Annotated in this window: 14 protein-coding genes; 5 read left to right on the top strand and 9 right to left on the bottom strand. The window is 64.4% G+C overall.

The genetic code is table 11. The features are described 5' to 3' along the window. Positions 1–153: 153 nt before the first annotated feature. From QZY07_RS18930 to QZY07_RS18945, 4 genes are all read right to left on the bottom strand, one after another. Complete coding sequence (locus QZY07_RS18930; protein WP_295406033.1) at positions 154–1,251, bottom strand: AI-2E family transporter; 1,098 nt, start codon at positions 1,249–1,251, stop codon at positions 154–156. A gap of 184 nt (positions 1,252–1,435) precedes the next feature. Further along, positions 1,436–1,813, bottom strand: coding sequence for a PLD nuclease N-terminal domain-containing protein (locus QZY07_RS18935; protein ID WP_295406035.1), 378 nt, complete (start codon positions 1,811–1,813; stop codon positions 1,436–1,438). Positions 1,814–2,112: 299 nt separating this feature from the next. Beyond that, positions 2,113–5,202, bottom strand: a complete 3,090-nt coding sequence (locus QZY07_RS18940; protein WP_295406037.1) for an efflux RND transporter permease subunit — start codon at positions 5,200–5,202, stop codon at positions 2,113–2,115. Further along, positions 5,199–6,422, bottom strand: a complete 1,224-nt coding sequence (locus QZY07_RS18945) for an efflux RND transporter periplasmic adaptor subunit (protein WP_295406039.1) — start codon at positions 6,420–6,422, stop codon at positions 5,199–5,201. The genes QZY07_RS18940 and QZY07_RS18945 overlap by 4 nt, the downstream gene beginning before the upstream one ends. A 220-nt stretch (positions 6,423–6,642) precedes the next feature. Here QZY07_RS18945 and QZY07_RS18950 point away from each other — a divergent pair, with 220 nt between their 5' ends. After that, a complete protein-coding gene (locus tag QZY07_RS18950; protein WP_295406041.1) occupies positions 6,643–8,217 on the top strand; it encodes an alpha/beta hydrolase in 1,575 nt (524 codons plus the stop codon). A 31-nt stretch (positions 8,218–8,248) separates the two neighbouring features. On the opposite strand, the gene QZY07_RS18955 is transcribed toward QZY07_RS18950, so the two are convergent. The 4 genes from QZY07_RS18955 to QZY07_RS18970 form a co-directional block, all read right to left on the bottom strand. Then, complete coding sequence (locus QZY07_RS18955; protein WP_295406043.1) at positions 8,249–9,820, bottom strand: YfcC family protein; 1,572 nt, start codon at positions 9,818–9,820, stop codon at positions 8,249–8,251. A 176-nt stretch (positions 9,821–9,996) separates the two neighbouring features. Continuing rightward, positions 9,997–11,145 carry a hypothetical protein gene (locus QZY07_RS18960; RefSeq protein WP_295406046.1) on the bottom strand — a complete coding sequence of 383 codons (1,149 nt, stop codon included), beginning with the start codon at positions 11,143–11,145 and terminating at the stop codon, positions 9,997–9,999. Positions 11,146–11,178: 33 nt separating this feature from the next. Further along, a complete protein-coding gene (locus QZY07_RS18965; protein WP_295406047.1) occupies positions 11,179–12,459 on the bottom strand; it encodes an arginine deiminase in 1,281 nt (426 codons plus the stop codon). 33 nt (positions 12,460–12,492) lie between these two features. After that, entirely contained in the window at positions 12,493–13,917 is a 1,425-nt protein-coding gene (locus QZY07_RS18970) for a basic amino acid/polyamine antiporter (RefSeq protein ID WP_295406049.1), read from the bottom strand. Between the two features lie 375 nt (positions 13,918–14,292). Between QZY07_RS18970 and QZY07_RS18975 the strand changes: the two genes are divergently transcribed. The 4 genes from QZY07_RS18975 (at position 14,293) to QZY07_RS18990 (ending at position 18,472) form a co-directional block, all read left to right on the top strand. Then, the gene (locus QZY07_RS18975) at positions 14,293–15,393 is read left to right on the top strand and encodes an amino acid ABC transporter substrate-binding protein (protein ID WP_295406052.1); all 1,101 of its coding nucleotides are present in this window, start codon (positions 14,293–14,295) and stop codon (positions 15,391–15,393) included. Between the two features lie 15 nt (positions 15,394–15,408). After that, the gene (locus QZY07_RS18980; RefSeq protein WP_295406054.1) at positions 15,409–16,746 is read left to right on the top strand and encodes an SLC13 family permease; all 1,338 of its coding nucleotides are present in this window, start codon (positions 15,409–15,411) and stop codon (positions 16,744–16,746) included. Between the two features lie 149 nt (positions 16,747–16,895). Beyond that, a complete protein-coding gene (locus QZY07_RS18985) occupies positions 16,896–17,795 on the top strand; it encodes a DUF6268 family outer membrane beta-barrel protein (RefSeq protein WP_295406055.1) in 900 nt (299 codons plus the stop codon). Between the two features lie 281 nt (positions 17,796–18,076). Next, positions 18,077–18,472 (top strand): hypothetical protein, encoded by a 396-nt coding sequence (locus QZY07_RS18990; protein WP_295406057.1) that lies wholly within the window; start codon positions 18,077–18,079, stop codon positions 18,470–18,472. Here QZY07_RS18990 and QZY07_RS18995 read toward each other — a convergent pair. Beyond that, entirely contained in the window at positions 18,359–19,285 is a 927-nt protein-coding gene (locus QZY07_RS18995) for a cation transporter (protein ID WP_295406059.1), read from the bottom strand. The two genes, QZY07_RS18990 and QZY07_RS18995, sit on opposite strands and share 114 nt — an antisense overlap. Between the last annotated feature and the right edge of the window lie 302 nt (positions 19,286–19,587).

Raw genomic sequence — 19,587 nt, forward strand, 5'->3', positions numbered from 1 at the left:
GAACATTTCGACAAACTCACGGTAACTGCGCGGGTAGTCGCGCCCTGCCACCAAGGTCGGGTATATGGATTGGTCAGTAGGATTCACCCCCACATCTTGCGACAGGAGGCACTAACCGACTACCCCCCTTCCGGAAAACCTGGATCGTTTTCATCATTCCCGCTCGTCCGACTGGCTCGTATCCTCGTTTGTTTCGGCTGCGACGATGGGCTCGGGCAGCTCCTTGATTTCCGGCCCCAGCAGGATCGCGAGCGGACGGGTATGGGGACTGGCGTCGAGCGCGATGATCAGGGCCGTGGTGAGCGGAACGGCGAGGAACATGCCGACGGTGCCGAACAGCCAGCCCCAGAACAGCAGCGCAATGAACACCGCCAGGGTCGAGATGCCCAGCCCCTTGCCCATGATGCGCGGCTCGATGACATTGCCGATCGCGGTGTTGATCACCAGATAGCCCGCCGCGACCAGCAGCGCGGTTGCCAGATCGATCTGCACCAGCGCCAGCAGAACCGCCGGGATCATCATCAGAAGATTGCCGATCACCGGCAGGAAATTCAGGAAGAAGGCGAGCACGGCCCACAGGGCGGCAAAGTCGACCCCGAAGAAGGTCAGCAGGAGCCAGACGCAGCAGGCCGTGGCAAGGCTGGTCAGAACCTTGATCCGCATGTAGCGATTGATGTTGTCGAGCAGGCGACGCAGGCGCGCATTGCCGTCCTCCGTCAGGTGAAACGCCGCCTTCAGCTTGGCCGGCATTGTCGGCACTTCCATCAGGATGAAGATGACGGTGAGCAGCACCAGGAGCCCGGTCGCGAAAATGCCGCTGGCATTCGACAGTAACCGCTGCACCGTGTTCATCACCTGATTCGGGTCCATCAGGTCCGGCACCGCCGCGGTCGAGTTTTCGACGCCGATGCCTTCCATCCAGCCGCCAAACTGCTGGCTCAGGAGCATGAAGCGTTCCTGATAGGTCGGCAGGCTTTCCCGAAAGCCCTCCAGCGCGCCGGTGGTCAGCAGGGCCAGGAGGCTGCCGATATCGAGCAGCACGAACGCGACCACGACCAGCGCGAGCCATTTCGGCGCGCCCTTGCGACGCATCCAGTTGATGGCCGGGATGGCGATGATCGCGATGAAAATCGCCAGCAGGATCGGCGACAGCAGGGGCGCGGCGGCTTCCAGCAAGGTCACGACCAGGGCAAAAGCGCCGGCGACGATCAGGCCGCGGGCGGGTGGACTAAAGGAGGCGAGTGCGTTCATGGTGTTGACTGCTCCTGACTTGAGATTGAAGAAGATTCGGCACGGGGGCGATGAGCCAACCAAGAGTGGCTTTCTCCAACCCCCTCCGGGAAGGGGCTGAACGCATCATCCGCGACAGGTTTTGACGCGGGATGCGCCGGACTCGGTCATCACCGATGCATGGCGGCGGACAGGGTCGCGGCGATCAGGCGAGCGCCTTCTCCTTGAGCCGGTCGAATTCTCCCTGGTTGATGGTGCCGGCATCCAGCAGCGCCTTGGCATCGCCGATCTGTTCGGCGGGCGACTTGGCGGCCACCTGACGGATATAGGCGTCCGTATCCGATTTCGCCTGCCGCACGGCAGCGAGTTGGCGATCGGCCATGCCTTTGCCACGGAACAGGACGTAGAACAGGGCGGTGAAAAACGGCAGGAACACCAAGCCGATCAGCCACAGCACCTTGTAGCCACCATGCAGCGCGGGATCGCGAAACAGGTCGAAGACGACATGAAAGAGAATGATCAGATAGGCGACGAATAAAAAGCTCGACGCGATCAGAAAAATGAAGTCCCAGAAATTAGCCATTTTAAATCGGTCTCGTTGGATGGATGAAGAAGCGAACCGGTCGACCCCGGCGGTGGCCGTCACGGCGCGCAAGCGCTGTGACGGAGTGGTTGGCGCTGGTACAGCGGCGCCTAATACGGTTTTCGGAAAAGTTTCATTCTGCAAACTGTAGGGGCGAATTTATTCGCCCCCTACCTCCCGGCTTCCACGCGACCGACGCGGCGAATGAATTCGCCCCTACAGGCCGGCATCCCGCTCAAGGGATGGGGACGCCCTTGAGCTCCAGGCTTATCTCACAAAACGAGAATTGATGACACGCGCTAGGCGCCACTGGCTTGCGATTCCTGGCCGGTCTGGTCGCGTCGCGGCGCCACGCCCCCGAACCAGGTCACATAGAGCGTCGGCAGAAACACCAGCGTGAGCAGCGAGGCGACGGCGAGGCCGCCCATGATGGCGAAAGCCATCGAGCCCCAGAAGACCGTGGGCGCGATCGGGATCATGCCGAGAATGGTCGAGAGCGCGGTCAGCATGATCGGCCGAAAGCGCGACAGGCTGGCCTCGACCACCGCGTCCCAGACCGTCTTGCCGGCCGCCCGCTCGGCCTCGATCTGGTCGATCAGGATCACCGCGTTCTTGGCGATCATGCCGATCAGGGCGAGGATGCCGAGGATGGCGACGAACCCGAGCGGCTTGCCGGAAGCCAGCAGGGCGCCGACCACGCCGATCAGGCCCAGCGGCACCAGGCTCAGGACCATGAAGAGACGCGCGAAGCTCTTGAGCTGGAAAATCAACAGAGTCAGCATCAGCAGGATCATCACCGGCACGACCGCGAAGACCGAGGCTTGCGACTGGGCGCTCTCCTCGACCGCGCCGCCCAGCTCGATGCGATAGCCCGCGGGCAGCGTCGCGTTCAGCGTGGCGATGGGGTCGGCGAGATCCGCGACCACGGCCTCCGGCAGCATCCCCGGCGCCACATCGGCCTGGACCGTCAGGGTCGGTACCCGGTCGCGTCGCCACACCAGCGGATAGTCCTGACCGTACTCGAAGACGGCGAACTGACTGAGCGGGATGGTGCGTCCGTTCGGTAGCGACACCGGCAGGCTGCGCAGGGTTTCGACCGACAGGCTCTGTCCCCCAAGTTCGCGCGCCACCACATTGACGAGATAGATGTCGTCGCGAACCTGGGTGATGCGGGTGCCCGAGATATTGGCATTGAGCGCGGTGGAGACCGCCTGGGTGCTCAGGCCCAACTGACGCGCCTGCTCCTGGTCGATGCGGATATGCAGTTCGCGCTCCGGCTCCATCCAGTCGAAATTGACCCGGCGCGATCCGGGGTGATCCGCCACGAGATCCGCCAGTTGCAGCGCGATGTCGCGCAGTTGGGTCGGATCCGGACCCATGACGCGGTATTGCAAAGGCCAGCCGACCGGCGGACCCAGTTCCAGCGGCGAGACCCGTCCGACCACCTCCGGGAAGCGCTCGGCCAGCAGTCCTTCGAGACGCGGCTGGAGACGTTCGCGCGCCTCGATGTCCTTGGTCACGATCACCGCTTGGGCGAAGAAGGGGTTCGCCAACTGCACGTCCAGCGGCAGATAGAAGCGAATGGCGCCCTGACCGATGTAAGTGCTCCAGCGTTCGATCTCGGGCGCGAACGCGGGATCCTCGCGCAAAACCTGCTCGAACTCGTTGACGAGGCGCTCGGTCGCATGGATCGAGGCATTCTGCGGCAACCGCAGGTCGACCAGGAGTTCGGGTCGGTCCGACGAGGGGAAGAACTGGCGCGGCACCTGACCCAACGCGACGATGGCGGCGACGAAGATCGCGAGCGTCAGGGCGATGGTGAACCAGCGCGCGCGCATCGCCAGGGTCAGAAAGCCCCGGTAGAGGGCGACCGTGCGGCTCGGTTTGTCGCTCGCCCCGGCCTTGGGCGGGCGTAGCAGCGTCATGCCGATCAGGGGGGCGAACACCATGGCCACGAGCCAGGAGGCGATCAGGGCGATGCCGACCACCGCGAAGATCGAAAAGGTGTACTCGCCCGCCGAGCTTTGGGCGAAACCGATGGGCACGAAGCCGGCGATGGTGACCAGGGTGCCGATGAGCATCGCCGTGGACAGGTGCTGGTAGGCATAGGTGGCCGCGCTCGTCTTGTCGTCGCCCAGGGCCAGACGCCGGCTCATGGCGTCGATGGTGGTCATGGCGTCGTCGACCATCAGGGCTAGGGCGATGATGAGCGCGCCGAGCGAGACCCGCTGGAGATCGATGTCGGCGATGTCCATCATCGGAAAGACCACGGCCAGCGTCAACGGGATGGCGATGGCCACGACCGTGCCGGCGCGCACCCCCAGCGCGACGAAGCTGATGACGAGCACGATGCCGATCGCCTGCCACAGCGAGGTGGTGAATTCGTTGATCGCGAGATCCACCGTCAGGGGTTGATCGGCCACCAGACGCGGCTCGATGCCGAGCGGCAGTTCGGCCTTGATGTCGGCGATGGCCTTGGCGACGTTGCGCCCGAGCGCCAGGGTGTCGCCGCCATCGCGCATGGCGATGGCGAGCCCGATCGCGGGTTCCCCATTGACGCGGAACATCGGTTGGGGCGGATCGACGAAGCCGCGGCGGACATCGGCGATGTCGCGCAGTCGCAGCATGCGCTCGCCGACGGCGAAGGTGACCTCGGCGATGTCTCGCTCGGAGCCGAAGGCGCCCGAGACCCGCAGCGCGATGGACTCGTCGCTGGTGCTCAGGATGCCCGCCGGGCTGACGATGTTCTGGGCGCGCAGGGCAGCGATCAGGGTGCTGGGATCGAACCCCAGCCCGGCGAGCCGCTCCGCCGAGAAGTCGATATAGATGACCTCGTCCTGGGCGCCCAGGATGTCGATCTTGGTGACATCGGGCACCGTGAGGAGCTGCGAACGGGCGTCCTCCACCGCGTCGCGCAGTTCGCGATGCGTGAAGCCGTCGGCGGTGAAGGCGTAGATGATGCCGAAGGTGTCACCGAATTCGTCGTTGAAAAAGGGGCCGACGATCCCTTGCGGCAGGGTGTGGCGCATGTCGCCCACCTTCTTGCGCACCTCGTACCAAGTGTCAGACACCTCCCGTCCCTGCGTGCTCCCCACCAGATCCACGAAAATGGTGGTGGTGCCGGCGCGGGTGAAGCTGCGCAGGTTGTCCAGGTTCGGCACCTCCTGCAGGGTGCGTTCGAGACGCTCGGTGACCTGGGCGATGGTCTCGTCAAGGGTGGCGCCGGGCCAGATCGCCTTAACCACCATGGTGCGGAAGGTGAATGGCGGATCTTCCGCGCGGCCGAGTTTGTAGAAGGAACTCACCCCGGCGGCCAGCACCGCGAGCATGATGAAAATGGTCACCGAGCGGTTGCGGATGGCCCAGTCGGAGAGATTGAAACCGCTCATGGTCGGTCTCCGGTCGGGGCTCCAGTCTCATCTGGGGCCGCATCCGGGGATGCATCCGTGTTAGGGACCGGGGCCGGGGTTGGGTTCGGGGCCGGTTCCCCGAGCAGGCGGACCTGCTGTCCGGGGCGCAGGGTCTGAACCCCCGCCGTCACCACCAGCTCGCCCGACTCCAGTCCCTGGGAAATCAGCACCCGATCCAGCTCAAAGCTGGCCACGTCGACATTGCGCAGGGCCACGGTGCGCGACTCCGGATCCAGGGTCCAGACCGCCGGCGCGCCCTGGGTCGAGGTGAGCGCCGAGGTCGGGATGGCGATTCCCGCGACCCCGCCGATCTGGATGCTGCCGGTCACGGTGGAGCCGAGCCGCATCGCCTCCGGCGGACTGGCGAGGCCCACCCGAACCTTGAAGGTCCGGGTCACCGGATCGGCCTGGGGCGAGACCTCGCGGACCCGGCCGCTGGCGCTAACATTGGGGTCGGTGCTCAGTGTCACGGTCACGGCATCGTCGGCGGAGGCCGCCTCGATGACCCGCGCCGGCACGTCGAAGACCGCGTCGCGTCCACCCTCGCGGGCGAGCCGAACGATCATGCGCCCGGCTGCGACGACCTCGCCCGGCTCCGCGCCGCGAGCGGTGACGATGCCCGGTCCGTCGGCGAGCAGGGTCGTGAAGCCAAGCTGGTTCTCGGCCGTGCTGACCTGCGCCTCGGCCGCGCTCACCTGCGCCTGGGCGGCATCGCGCGACTCGACGGCGCGGTCGAACTGGGCGCGGGCGACGAAGCCGCGGGGCAGCAGCGGCTCGTAGCGCTGGACCGTATTGCGCGCCTCGACCAGACGCGCCATGGCGGCGGCCAGATTCGCCCGCGCCGCGTCGATCGCATTGCGCTCGTTGACCGCGTCGAGTCGGGCGACGACCTGCCCCGCGCGGACCCGGTCGCCCACGTTGACGGTCCGTTCGATCAACTGTCCGCCGACCCGGAAGGCCAGGGCCACGTCATCCTGCGCCTGGACGTTGCCAGTGAGCGTCACGGTCTCGCCGCCCGGCAGTTCCTCGGCCGTGACGACCCGCACCGGACGAATGGGCTCGGGGATGGGCGGCGACTCTTCGACGGGCTGGCAGGCAGCGAGCAGCGCCAGCAGCGCGCAGGCACCGATCAAGGATGCGCCAGCCCGGAAGGCCGGACGCATCCTGGCGCCGCGCAAGGACGAGATCAATACTTCCATCAGGACACCTCCAGGTTACTGTTCAATGGCGTCGATTCAATGCGCCGCATGACCGTCCGTCGGCGTTGCCTGGTCCGCGCAGCGGACCCTACCGTAGGGTCCGCTGCGCGGACCGATCGGATGATCGGTGCTGACCACAACATGATCAAGGACGATTATTCTATCCTACCGTGCGTCCCAGCCATCCCGATTGTCGGGGCCATTTCGATTCGGTGACCGCATGTCTTCTCCAACCAACTCAGGCTTCCTGCAACCGCTGGTCTCGGCGGTTCTCTCCGGTTTTGTGCTCGTCGGCTGTCAGTCGGTTCCAGCGCCCCCCGCGCCCCCGGACAGCTCGCTCGCCACGCAACTGGACGCATCGCTGCGGATACTGGCAGCGCCCGGCAGCCGCGAATCGGAACGCGACGGGGCGCTAGCCGACTCGCGTCGCCTGACGGCGGATCGTCTGCCAGACCTCCTGGAAGACGCGACGAAATCGGCCTTGATTCCCGCCGGCCCGGAGCGGTCGGGAGTTCATGCGCCAGCCGATTTCGCCAACCTCGCACCCGTCCCAACCAGCCGTGTGACCACCCCCGGTCTACATCGCGTCGGCATTGGCTTGCCGATGGTCGGCGCACTTCCGCCAGCGGACGCCAATGCCCCGCGCGCGGGCTATCGCGTCCCGCTCACCCTGCTGGCCCTGCCGAAGTCTAACCCAAGCGAGTGCTGCGACGCCGCCCTGGTCGATCCGGATCGCGTCCGATCGGTACGCACGGTCCACGGCGAGTTTGCCATCGCCATGGACCTGGAGGCGCCCATCGACGCCATCCGGGCGACCGGGCCGAGTCCGGTCGCGGGGCTGCTCAAACTGATTCGCCCCGGCCGCTTCAGCGGGACGCCCCGCGTCGTCTTCCTGCAACCCTTCGCGCCCGACAAGATCCCCGTGGTCCTGGTGCATGGCCTGATGTCGACGCCCCTCATGTGGGCGCCGCTGGTCAAGGCGCTGCTCGCGGACGAGCGGATCCGTACCCATTTTCAATTCTGGTTCTTCTTTTACCCGACCGGACAGCCGGTCCCGCTCTCCGCGCTCCAGTTGCGGGAGGCGCTGGACGCTGTCGCGCGGGACCACGGCCCCCACAAGCCAATGGTCCTGATCGGCCACAGCATGGGCGGTATCCTCTCCCGAGCGCAGGTCTCCCGGATGTCCGCGCGGGAGGCGGAGACCATCCGTTCGGGGGTGGCGTCCCTGCCCGAGACCAGTCTCGTCCGCCGCGCGCTGATCTTCGATCCGCGACGGGATGTCAGCCGAGCCGTCTTCATGTTCACGCCCCATCGGGGCAGCCGACTGGCGGCCAATAATCTTGGCGCCTGGGGCATTCGCTTGATCCGCCTGCCGGATTGGCTGCTGGGGACGATGATGCATTACGCCCTGCTGATTCCGGGGATCGCGGAAGAGCGTCCGCCGACCAGCATCCACGGCCTGTCGCCGAATTCGTCCTTTCTGCGCGCGCTGGATCGCACCCAGCCAACCGTTCCGACCCATACCATCCTCGGCGATCGGGGGCGTCGGCGCGGCAGCCTCCTGGCCAGCTCGGACGGCGTGGTGGCCTATTCCAGCGCCCACCTGGCGGCGGCCAAGTCGGAAGTCGTCGTGCCCGCCGGTCATGGCGGATTCGACCATCCGCTCGCCATCGCGGAGTTGCGGCGCATTCTCCATCAGGAACTGGCCGAGACATCCGGGCCTGGCAAGTCGGCATCCATGACGTCGAACTCGATGCCAGGAAAGCATCGTGACGCCGCGAACAAGCGCAAATAGACCAAAATCAGGCTCCCTGAATATTCGTGTACTACCCCAGGGTAGCGACGATAGCGACAGTGGTCGCGGCCACCGCGAACAGCACCGCCAGGAGCGGCCAGACGAACCGGAGATATTGGTCGTAACCAACCTTGGCGATCGCCAGGCCACCCACGATGACGACGTTGGTCGGTGACACCAGGAGGGTCAGACCGTGGCCCAGGATCCACGCGGTGATCGTCGTGGGTCGGCTCACGCCGGCAAAGTCGGCGAGCGGCGACAGCAGCGGCATCGCCAGTGCGGCGTGTCCGGAGCTGGAGGGAATCAGCAACGCCAGCGGGATATTCACCACCATCGCCGCGATGGCGAAGGCGCCCGCCGAGGCGCCGGTGATCAACTGCTCCATGGCGTGGAGGACGGTGTCGAGGGTCTGGGTATTGGTCATGATGACCGAGATCCCCCCGGCCAGCAGCATCACCATGGCGGGACTCATCATGTCCGAGGCGCCCGCGGCGATGAGCCGCACGATCTCCTTCTCCGGCATCTTCGCGACCAGGCCGACCAGCACCGAGGCGATCAGGAACAGCATCGCCAGTTGCGGAAACCACCAGTTCAATTCGAACCAATAGGGCGTGGGCGCGGCGGCCTCGTGCGTGCCGTAATAATCGGCCGGTCCGGTCGAGCCGTTGAGGATGCTCGACCAGGGAATGACCGAGAAGATCATGAGACCGAAGGCGAGGGCGGTGATCGCCAGCACCCATTTCTGGGTTCCCGTGAGTCTTGGTGGGACGTCGGCGGCATGATCGATGGCCGATTCGTCGTCGGGCGCTGCCCGGTCGAAACCGATCAGCGAGGCGCTCGGATCGGCGCGCACCCGGGCGGCGTAGCGCAACACCCAGACCACCGCGATCGCGGTCAGAATGAACCAGAGGATCAGACGCGGCAGAATGCCGTCGCCGATCCCAACCCCGGCTTCGCCAGCGGCGACTCCGATGGAGAAGGGGTTGACCGTGGACGCCATGATGCCGATCGTGGCGCCGATCATGATCATCGCGGCCGTCACCAGGCGATCGTAACCGAGCGCGCTCATCAGCGGGATGAACAGCGCGTAGAAGCCCAGCGTCTCCACCGAGAACCCCATGGTGGAGCCGAGCAGGGAGAACAGCACCATGACGGCGGCGATGAGCAGCCACCCCTGGCTGCACAGGCGGTTGGCCAGCGCGGCGACCGCGATCTCCAGGCTGTGGGTCGCGAAGCTGATGGAGATGAAGGCGCCGATGGACATGATGAAGACGATCACGCCGATCTGCCCGAACAGACGCCCAACCGTCTGGGTGTCGACGAATCCGCGCACGGGACTCAGCAGACCGTAGATGCCATTGACCGGCGCGAGGACCAACTGCTCGACCCGCTCGCCAAGGGTGAGCGGCGATTCGATCCGCTGATAGGTGCCCGGGATCGGCGATCCGTCGGCATCGGTGGCGTATTGACCGGCCGGGATGAACAGGGCCGCCACCCAGACCAGGACGCTGACGATCGCCAGCGTCGTCACCGCGCTGGGGAACTCGAACGTCCGCTTGCGTGGTTGGATTAAGACATCGGCGCTTTCGGGCTTTAGGGACATGTATTTCAGTTCCTGAGGATTAGGCGATTTCCGGGAAAGTTCATACCCATGCCCAAGGCTTCAAAATGGACAGGATTCACAGGATTGCTCAGGATGGACAGGATTTTGTCAAAAGCTGTTTTTAATCCTGTGAATCTTGAAAAATCCTGTTAATCCTGTCCATTTCCGGATATCGCCTAAAAGGCCTTCCGCACCATGACCCAAACCTCGGTCGAGCTGTAATTCCCCCAGAGGCTGTTACTTTCGTCCCGAAGATAGAGCACCTCCGGGCGCAGCGACCAGCCGGGGGCAAAGCCGTAGGTCAAACCGCCGCCCAACTCATAGATGTCATCGCTGCGCGTGAAGGAGCCGACCGGGATCTCGTCTTCATCGAGAATAAAGCGATCGTCATCGTAGGCGTCGTGCTGCCAGAGTCCGAAGAGAAAGACCCCGACCCGATCGCTCAGGTCCATGCCCCAGTCGAACTCGATGCCGTAGAAGGTGTTGTCGCCGTCGGGCCGGTCGTGGGTCGCCCATTCCTGACCGGCGTTCGCGGTCAGCGTCAGCGAGGCCCGTCCATCCAGGTAAGCGCGCGTCCAACTGAGCCACAGCTCGCCGATGTCGCGACTGCGTTCGCGCAGGTCGGTGGGGTACTGGCGTGTCCGCAGCTCGGCCTCGATGCGGATTCGATGGTCCTCATCGAAGTCGAAGGAGCGATTGACGAAGACTCCGTAATCCTGCCGATAGCCCGGATGGCCCCGGTAACTCGCGCGGCCCCGCACGCCGATCGCCTGGCTACCCTTGGGGAGCGACTGGTTCACCATGGCATTCCAGCGCAGATCGGAATCGTCCCGGCGCCCGGAGTCGTCGTAGTATCGGAAACGATAGTCCAGGGTGCCGTCGAGCGAGAGGTCGTCGGAGGCGATGTAGCTCAATCCGCCGCCGGCGCGGATCTTCCAGAAGGCATCGCGGGCCGGGTCGTTGCCCGCGGCGCGGGTGGAACGGGTGACGTTCTCGCGATAGTAGCCGCCGCCGGTCTCCGCGTAGCCGAATCCGGACAGGGGGTTTCCCGCCGCGTAGCCGCGTGCCGCATCGGCATAAATCTCCGCCTGCTGATGCAGATCGGGCGGCAGGTTGTCGAAACGCAGCACCTGCTCGAATTCGAGCACCGCGCGCGCATACTCGCCCTTGGCCAAATACGCCTGGCCACGTTCGAAATGCGTGGCGACCGGGTCGGCGTCCGTCTCCGCCGGGGCGGGGGCGCCCGGCAATCCGGCGCCCGGCGCCGGACCGCACAGGACCAGCGCGGCGACGAGACTAAACGTCTTGAGGTAATTGTCGAGCATCGTCATCCCGCTCCCCCCGTCCTTCGGTCGGCATCAGAACTCGACTGGATCCCGGATCAGCGGGCAGGTCATGCAATGACCGCCGCCGCGACCGCGGCCCAATTCGGCGCCGACGATGGTGATGACCTCGACACCGGCCCGACGCAGCTCGGTATTGGTCCAGGTGTTGCGGTCGTAGGCGATCACCACGCCGGGGGCGAGCGCGACCAGATTGTTGCCGCTATCCCATTGCTGACGTTCGGAGGCATAGTGGTTGCCGCCGGTCTCGATGACGCGCAGCGCCTTGAAGTTCAGCGCCTCGGCGACCACGTCGACGAAGGGTTTCTTCTCCAGCGTCGCATCGACGACGCCTTCGCGGTCGCCCGGTCGCAGCGTGATCGCGTGCACCTGGTCCAGGATGGGCGGGAACAGGGTGACCAGATCCCGGTCGGCGAAAGTGAAGACCGTATCCAGGTGCATGGCCGAGCGCAGCTTGGGCATGGCCGCGACGATGACCCGTTCGGCGGCGCCCTTGGCGAAGAGCGCGGCGGCGGCTTGGGAGATACCCTGACGGGAGGTCCGCTCGCTCATGCCGATGAGCACGACCCCGTTGCCAACGGGCATCACGTCCCCGCCCTCCAGGGTCGCCAGACCGAAATTCTTGTCCGGATTCCCCCACCACACATTGATTCCGGCGTTCGCGAAGCTCGGATGGAATGTGTAGATCGCCGTGGTGAGCAGGGTCTCTTCCCGGCGCACCGGCCAATAGAGCGGGTTGAGGGTCACGCCGCCATAGATCCAGCAGGTCGTGTCACGGGTATAGAGGGTGTTCGGCAGCGGCGGCAGCAGATACTCGGTCACGCCGTGGGCCTCGCGCACCAGGGACAAATCGTCCGAGGTGGCGAATTCATCCGGCACGTCGACGACCGAGAGTCCGCCGATCAGAAACTCGGCGAGCGCCCGCGGCTCAAGACTTTCGAGGAAGGACCGGGTGTCCTCCATCAGCCCCAGGCCAACGTTGTTCGGCGTGATCTTGCGATCCAGAATCCAATTCCGCGCCGCCGGATCCGCGACCGTCTCGGCGAGCAGGTTGTGCATCTCCACCACATCGACGCCGCGGTCGCGCATCTTGGTCATGAAGTCGAAATGATCGCGCTTGGCGTTCTGCACCCAGAGCATGTCGTCGAACAGCAGGTCGTCATTGTTGCTCGGGGTCAGGCGCGTGTGCGCCAGGCCGGGCGCGCACACCATGACCTTACGCAGGGTTCCAACCTCGGAATGGACGCCATAAACCGGCGGGTTGCCGGCGGTCGCGGGCTGATTTTTCGTCGTCATGAAGCAGTCCTCCGTTCGTGAGATGGATCTCGGTCAGATGGAGATCAGGCCGGTGACCAGCGCGTAGACGCCGACCGCCGCCCCGATGCAGATGATGGCGAAGATGCCGATTTCGATTGGGGTGAAGACCTTGCGGCCCTGCTCGCGTCTGGCGAAGATGAACAACAGCGTGCCGGGCGCGAAGAGGATGCAGGACAGCAGCACATGAGTGAGTCCGCCCGCGACGAGCATGAAGATCGTATAGAGGGTGGCGATGGCCGCCCAGGTCATGTCGCGGACCAGATCCCGGGATCCGGGCGCATAGGTCTCCCGTGTCAGGGCAAGCTTCAGCGCGTAGCCGGCGACCAGCACATAGGGGATCAGCGTCATGGCGCTGGTCATCTCCAGTGCCAGATTGAAAGCCTCCTGCGCGAAGAACGTCGAGATCAGGAAGATCTGGACCAGGATGTTGGTGAGCCAGAGCGCGGTCACGGGCACCCCATTCTTGTTCTCGCGGCTCAGCCACTTCGGCACCAGTTCGCTCCTGGAGGCGGAGAACAAGACCTCGGCGGCCAGCAGTGACCAGGCCAGATAGGCGCCAAGCACCGACACGATGAGTCCGATACTGACAAACCAGGCGCCCCAGTCGCCGACGACGAACCTCAAAACCCCCGCCATCGAGGGTTGACGCAGCTCCGCCAATTCGGGCCGCAGCATGACGCCGTAGGGCAGCAGGGTGACCATTACGAGCAGACAGAGCACGCCGATGAAGCCCAGCACCGTCGCCCAACCCACGTCCTCGCGTTTCCTGGCAAAGCGGGAGTAGACGCTGGCGCCCTCGATCCCGATGAAGACGAAGACCGTGACCAGCATGGTGCCGCGCACCTGGTTGAAGATCTCGGCCGCGCTGTAGGCCCCGCCGCCCCAGAAGCTGGCCGCGAACAGGTCGGCCTTGAAGGCAAAGATCAGGATGATGATGAACAGAAAGATCGGGAGGATCTTGGCGACGGTCACGACCTGGTTGATGAACGCGGCCTCCTTGATGCCGCGCAGGATCATGAAGTGAACCGACCACAGGATCAGGGAGGAAAAGAAGATGGCGCTCGGCGTATTGCCATCTCCGAACATCGGGACGATGGCCCCAAGGGTCGACTTGATGAGCACGAAATAGGTGGTGTTGCCGAGACAGGTTCCGGCCCAGAATCCGAAGGCGGCCGCGAAACCCAGATAGTTGCCGAAGCCCGCCTTGGCGTAGGCGTAGATACCGGTATCCAGCTCGGGTTTACGCACGGCCAGTGACTGGAAGACGAAGGCGAGCATCAACATGCCGCCCCCGGCGATCAACCAGGCGATGATGGCGCCGAACGGCCCGGTTGCCCCGCCAAATCGGGCGGGAAGCGAAAAGATGCCAGCTCCCACCATGGACCCGACGACCATGGCGGTCAGGGTCAGGCGGGAGAATTTCTGCTCTGCGGCCATACCGTAACTCCTGTGTGCGACAAGAAGGAGGTATCACCCAATGGGTGCGTCAGTAAAGAGAAGCGTCACGAAGAGATAAGTACATCCATTGAAATACCTATATAACTCTCAATTATTTTTCAAAAAAATTATAATTATCATTTGCTTATATTAGTTAATTGCTAAATACAAAAGAATTAGCTTTTAAAATAATTTAATGGACGCACTTAAGCTGCGGTCGTTCTGTATCGTTTTCATCGACCGTCCGCGACCGGGAAGAGCTGGGCTTTGGCAATCGGACGATCAATAAGAACACGACACTCATCATTGTGGAGGCGGGGAGGGTTTACAAGCCCCTTTCGTTTCGATGCAAGACAAACCTGAGGTCATGAACAGATGTTAAAAAACACCTCGTCGACGGCCTGGAAGTCCAGTTTCAAGGTTGGGTGGCCAGGCGACGCCAGCCTGCCGCGCGCGGCTTGGCGTCATTGGGCGCTCACGCTTGTTCTGGCGGCGGGTGCCTTGCCGCCGGCCGATGCCGGCGAGATCATGGATGCGGTGAAATCCCGGGGAGAGCTGCGCTGCGGGGTCAGCGAAGGGATCCCCGGTTTCTCCGAACAGGATGCCGATGGCCAGTGGCGCGGACTCGATGCCGATTTCTGCCGCGCGATGGCCGCCGCCGTGCTCGGCGATGGCGGGAAGGTCGCCTTCACGCCGCTCAAAGCCTCCGCGCGTTTCCCCGCGTTACAGGCGCGTCAGATCGATCTGCTAGCCCGCAACACGACCTGGACGATGACCCGAGAGATTCTCCTGAACGTCCAATTCCCGGCGGTGTTGTTCTACGATGCCCAAGGATTTCTGGTGCCGCGGTCGGCGGGGATCGCCTCGGCCACGGCGCTGAACGGCGCCACCTTGTGCGTTGAGAAGGGCACGACGCACGCGCGCAACCTGGAGGATTATTTCGGTCGTAGCGGTCTCTCGGTCGAACCGCTGATCATCGACTCGACGCGCGAGGTGGCGGACGCCTTCTTCGCCGGCCGCTGCCGCGCTTACACCGCGGATGTCGCGCATCTCGCCGCCATGCGGGCGCGAGCGCCCGGCGGCCCGGATGCCTTCGTGATCCTGCCCGAGCGCATTTCCAAGGAGCCGCTCGCGCCCGTGGTCTTGAATGGCGATCAGGAATGGATTGGCGTGACCCGCTGGGTGCTGTACGGACTCCTCATGGCGGAAGAAATCGGCGTGACGCGGGAGAACCTGGAGCACCCGTCGCCCGATGCCACGGGTTTGCTCTTTGAGGGGTCGAACCAGAAAATCGACCTGATCGGGAAGATCCTGGGCCTGACCCCGGGTTGGATGCCGCGCGCGGTGAAGGCCGTCGGCAACTATGGAGAAATATACGAACGTCACCTCGGAAGCGGCAGCGCGCTCGGCATCGAGCGTGGCCTCAACCGCCTCTGGAACCAAGGTGGGCTGATGTACGCCCCGCCGCTCGACTGAAGGGGAGACACCGACATGACCGACCTGCAAATCTATCTGACCGTTGGCATCTTCGCCGGGGTAATCCTGCTGATCGCCCTGGATGTCGTCGACATGGCGGTCGCCGCCCTGCTGGGGGTGTGCATCCTGCTCGTCCTCGGAATCCTGGGCGGCAGCGACCTGGTGGATGCCCTGACCACCGCCGGGGGACCGCTCTCCCTGCTGTTCGGCGGCATGGTCGTGGCGCGCGTATTGGCCAAAACGGGTCTCTTCGAGTGGCTGGGAGACCGCTTTCTCCGCGCCACTGGCGGCAGCGGCAGGCGTTACCTGCTGTTGCTCGTGGCGCTGGTCGCGCCAATCTGCGCCTTCCTGCCCAACGCCACCACCGTGATCCTGGTTGCGCCGGTGATCATTCGCGTCGCCCAGGCACTGAAGGTGAACTTCGTCGGCCCGATGATCCTCGCCGCGATCGTGAGCAATTCCGCAGGCATGCTCACGCTGGTCGGCGATCCCGCCACCTTCCTGGTCGGCAGTTCCATCGGTCTGTCGTTCGGCGACTATCTGCGGACCGTGAGCCTGGGCGGGCTCTTGGCCGTGCTGGTCATCGTGCCGCTGCTACCGCTGCTGATGCCGGAAGTCTGGCGCATGCGCCTGGATCTCCCGCCCGCCGCCCCATCGGCACCGATCGCGCGACCGGGTTTTGTCACGCTCGCGCTCCTGGTGCTTGCCGTCATGGTTGCGTTATTTCTGTTCGGCGAGACCTTGCCGAACCGCATCGTCCCGCCGGCGGTCGCGATCATTGGGGCCACGCTTGCGCTGCTGGTCGTCTACGGCTCGCATGTCGAGCCGGTCGATGCCGTGCTGCGCGATGTCGACTGGAAGACGCTCGTGTTTCTCGGCGCCATTTTCTGTCTGGTGCAGGCTTTCACGAAAACCGGCCTGTTACAGGGGCTGTCCCTGCAACTCTATACCTGGTTCGGCGCGGACCTCACCCTGGTGGCGCTGCTCCTGCTGGCCGGGGTTGGCCTCTTGTCCAGCCTGCTGGCCAACATCCCCGTGGTCGCCGCCGCGCTCATCATGACCAAGGGCTATCTGGTGGCCGCCGAGGCGGTGCCGGAATTCGCGCTCGCCACCGGCTTCACCGACTGGCCTGACGCCACCCTGCCGGTCTTTATCGCCATGATGTTTGGCGCCACGCTGGGCGGTAACGCGACGCTGATCGGGGCCTCGGCCAATATCGTCGGCGTCGGCATCTGCGCCACGCATGGCGAGCATGTGAGCTTCGGGCGCTTTGCGCGTTACGGTCTCCCGATCATGCTCGTGCAATTGGCGATGGGGGCGGCCTACGTGCTGGTCCTGGCCGCCGCGCGGTGAATTCCGAGGCAAAAAAGACCGGATTGCCGAGTAGCGGACGAACGCCAGTCGCGGGGGCATACTCGACACTGAGTTTGACTCCGCCACTTCAATCGCTCGTCGTGAGTTTCTGAAATCATGAACACAGGCCGCAGTACGGAGTATCCATCATGTCTAACCGCGTTTCGATTCACAGCGCATTCGCCCTGACGACAGTCATCCTGACTGGAAGCGCCGCCGCCCAAGCGCCGGCGGATTTCAGCTATTCCATCTCGCCGCTCCTGCATACCGAGAGCGATCTCGACGGCGGCGGCGAGGCCGGTTTCGCGGGCGTGCTGACCACCTTCGGGCGGTCCTGGACGCTCGATCGGCAGTCGTCGCTGGGCCTGCGGCTACAGGCCGATTACGAGGACTGGCGCTTCGACCGGGTTGGCGGTTTCGGCGGCGTCGAGCCTTGGGGCCAGCTCTACCGGGTCGGTCTGTCCGCTTCTTATGGCTTCATGACCGACGATGGCTGGCGCTTGAGCGTGACCCCGACGGTCGAATATTCGGGGGAGTCCGGCGCGAACTTCTCCGATGCGCTGGAGTACGGGGCGACGGTCTCGGCGGCGCGGCGCATCCGTCCCGATCTGACCTTGGGATTGGGTGTCGGCGCTTTCGCGCGCATCGAGGAGAACAGCCTGTTCCCCTTCCTCATCGTCGACTGGCGCATCACCGATCGTCTGCGCCTGTCGAATCCCTTTCTGGCGGGTCCGGCGGGTCCGGCTGGACTGGAGATGTCCTATGCGCTGAACGCGGGCTGGGAAGCGGGCATCGGCGCGTCCTATCGTTCGTATCGCCATCGCCTGGACGAAGACGGCCCATTCGCCGGTGGCGTCGGAGAGAATCGCTACATCCCCGTGTATCTGCGCATCGGTCGGGATCTGTCGAAGACGTTGAAATTGAGCCTCTATGCGGGTGCGGCGACCAGCGCAACCTTGCGTGTCGAGGACGCCAACGGCAACCGCCTCTATGAAGAGGATCAGGATCCGGCGGCCATGCTGGGCTTGTCCCTGATCGGTCGCTTTTGAGCGGTTTAGATCGCCCTTTCGGGGCTCAATGCGGTTGGTTGCTCGATACTGCCCTGGGCTGACATCGGACGCACCGTTGGCGCTCCAATCAATTTGCCCCAACGGGGCTCGCTACATGGCCCCAACGGGGCTCGTCACGCCAGCCCAGGGCCACGCCCTGGGTCAGTTATCCCCATCCATTTCAAGCCCTGAAGGGGCGATCCAACCCAGATGACCCTGGATACATTCTGATCAGCCTTTCAACACGTCCACATCAACAGGACTTACTTACGGAGGTTGCGGTGCCGCAACTGTCGACCAATGCGGCTTCGGCGGTCGGCAAGCGCACCATCTCGACCCGCTCCTACAGCGGCCGGATCGGTGGCGGCGAGGGGAAGAAGGTCCGCCTGCGCCAGTACGCACGGCAGGTGGACGCGGCGGCGTCCAGGCGCTCAGCGTCCGCGCCGAGGACATGCCCGAGCCCGGCAAGCCGCTTGCGGCCATCCTGCGCTACCCGATCTGAGCTACCCGGCTGGGTTCTGGCTGTGCTGCCCATCCCGATCAGCGGCGGACTCAAGCGTACCTTACAACTGCGTCGGATCGGCGGTGAACACGATGGTGAGCCAGCGATCCGGTCCGGCGTCGCCGAGCGCCGCGCCAATTTCGGTGCGCATGGCGTCAATTCCGGTCACCGGTAGACAGAGGTCGGGTGGCACCAGAACCGAAATCTCGATGAAGCACGCGCGACCCGTCTTGGAGAGATAGCTGCGATAGTCCAGAAAACCGTGGCGGCGAATGAAGTCCGACATCGCCGCGCGCACCCGCGCGTCGTCGTCGGGCGGACTGATCATCAGAATCTCGCCGAAGGATTCGCGCGCCTCGCGCAATGGCAACGGCAGCAGCACCAGCGCAATGAGCGCAAGCGCGGCGGGATCGATCAAGCGAATCCAGTCCTCGGCCGCGGTCCCGCGCAGCATCAGCGCGGCGGCGAAGGCGATCAGCAGCGCGCTCGTCATCAGCGCCGAGAGCAGCCAGGCCTTGACATCCAGTCGCACCAGACCCGAGTCGAGTCGGTCGGCCTGACGCCTCATCCACCACCAGGTTCCGAACGAAATCAGGGTGACCAACACCGCATAGCCCAGCGCAACGCCGAACTGAGGTTGATAACCGCCCTTGAGCAGACCGTTGACCGCGCTCAGAAAGGCGTAAGCCACCAAAACGATGAGCATTGATGCCTTCAGCGCGATGACCAGGGGCTCCAAGTGCCAGAAGCCAAACTGAAAGCGACGATCGTCGCCGCGGATGGCAACCAGTCTGGCGACCTTCAGTGTCAGTAAGGTGATGGCCGCGTCGATCAGGGCAAAAAAACCATCGAAGAGGACCGCGGGCGAACGCGCCCAAAGTCCGGCCAGGACGCCAAGTCCCGCGATGACGAGGGTCGCCACGACGGAAAGCCGCAGTAACCGGGCCTCCAACTCGCTGCGTAACTGCATGACAGATTCAATTCGCATCGTGATTAGGCTCCAATCCAAGGGAGTCGCACTGAAGCTTACGCGAAGGCGCGGGTGGTGATGTGTCGCCGGTGGTTGGTCCGCGCGGTTGCCCGTGACCAACGCCGACTCCCGGGCGTGACGGCTTTCCCGTCTCAGAACCCGGTGGCAATGGCAGCCGCCAGCGCGAGCGCCAGAACCAACAGAGACAGACCCGCAACCGGCCACTGCCGTAAACCGCGATCGGCACGCTCCAGGATGGTACCGAGAGCCGCCGCCCAATGTCCGGTCACGCTAGAGGTGGTCGCCGCGAGACGCGCGGA

This window comes from uncultured Thiocystis sp., from assembly GCF_903866365.1.
In the GTDB taxonomy this organism is placed as follows: Bacteria; Pseudomonadota; Gammaproteobacteria; order Chromatiales; family Chromatiaceae; genus Chromatium.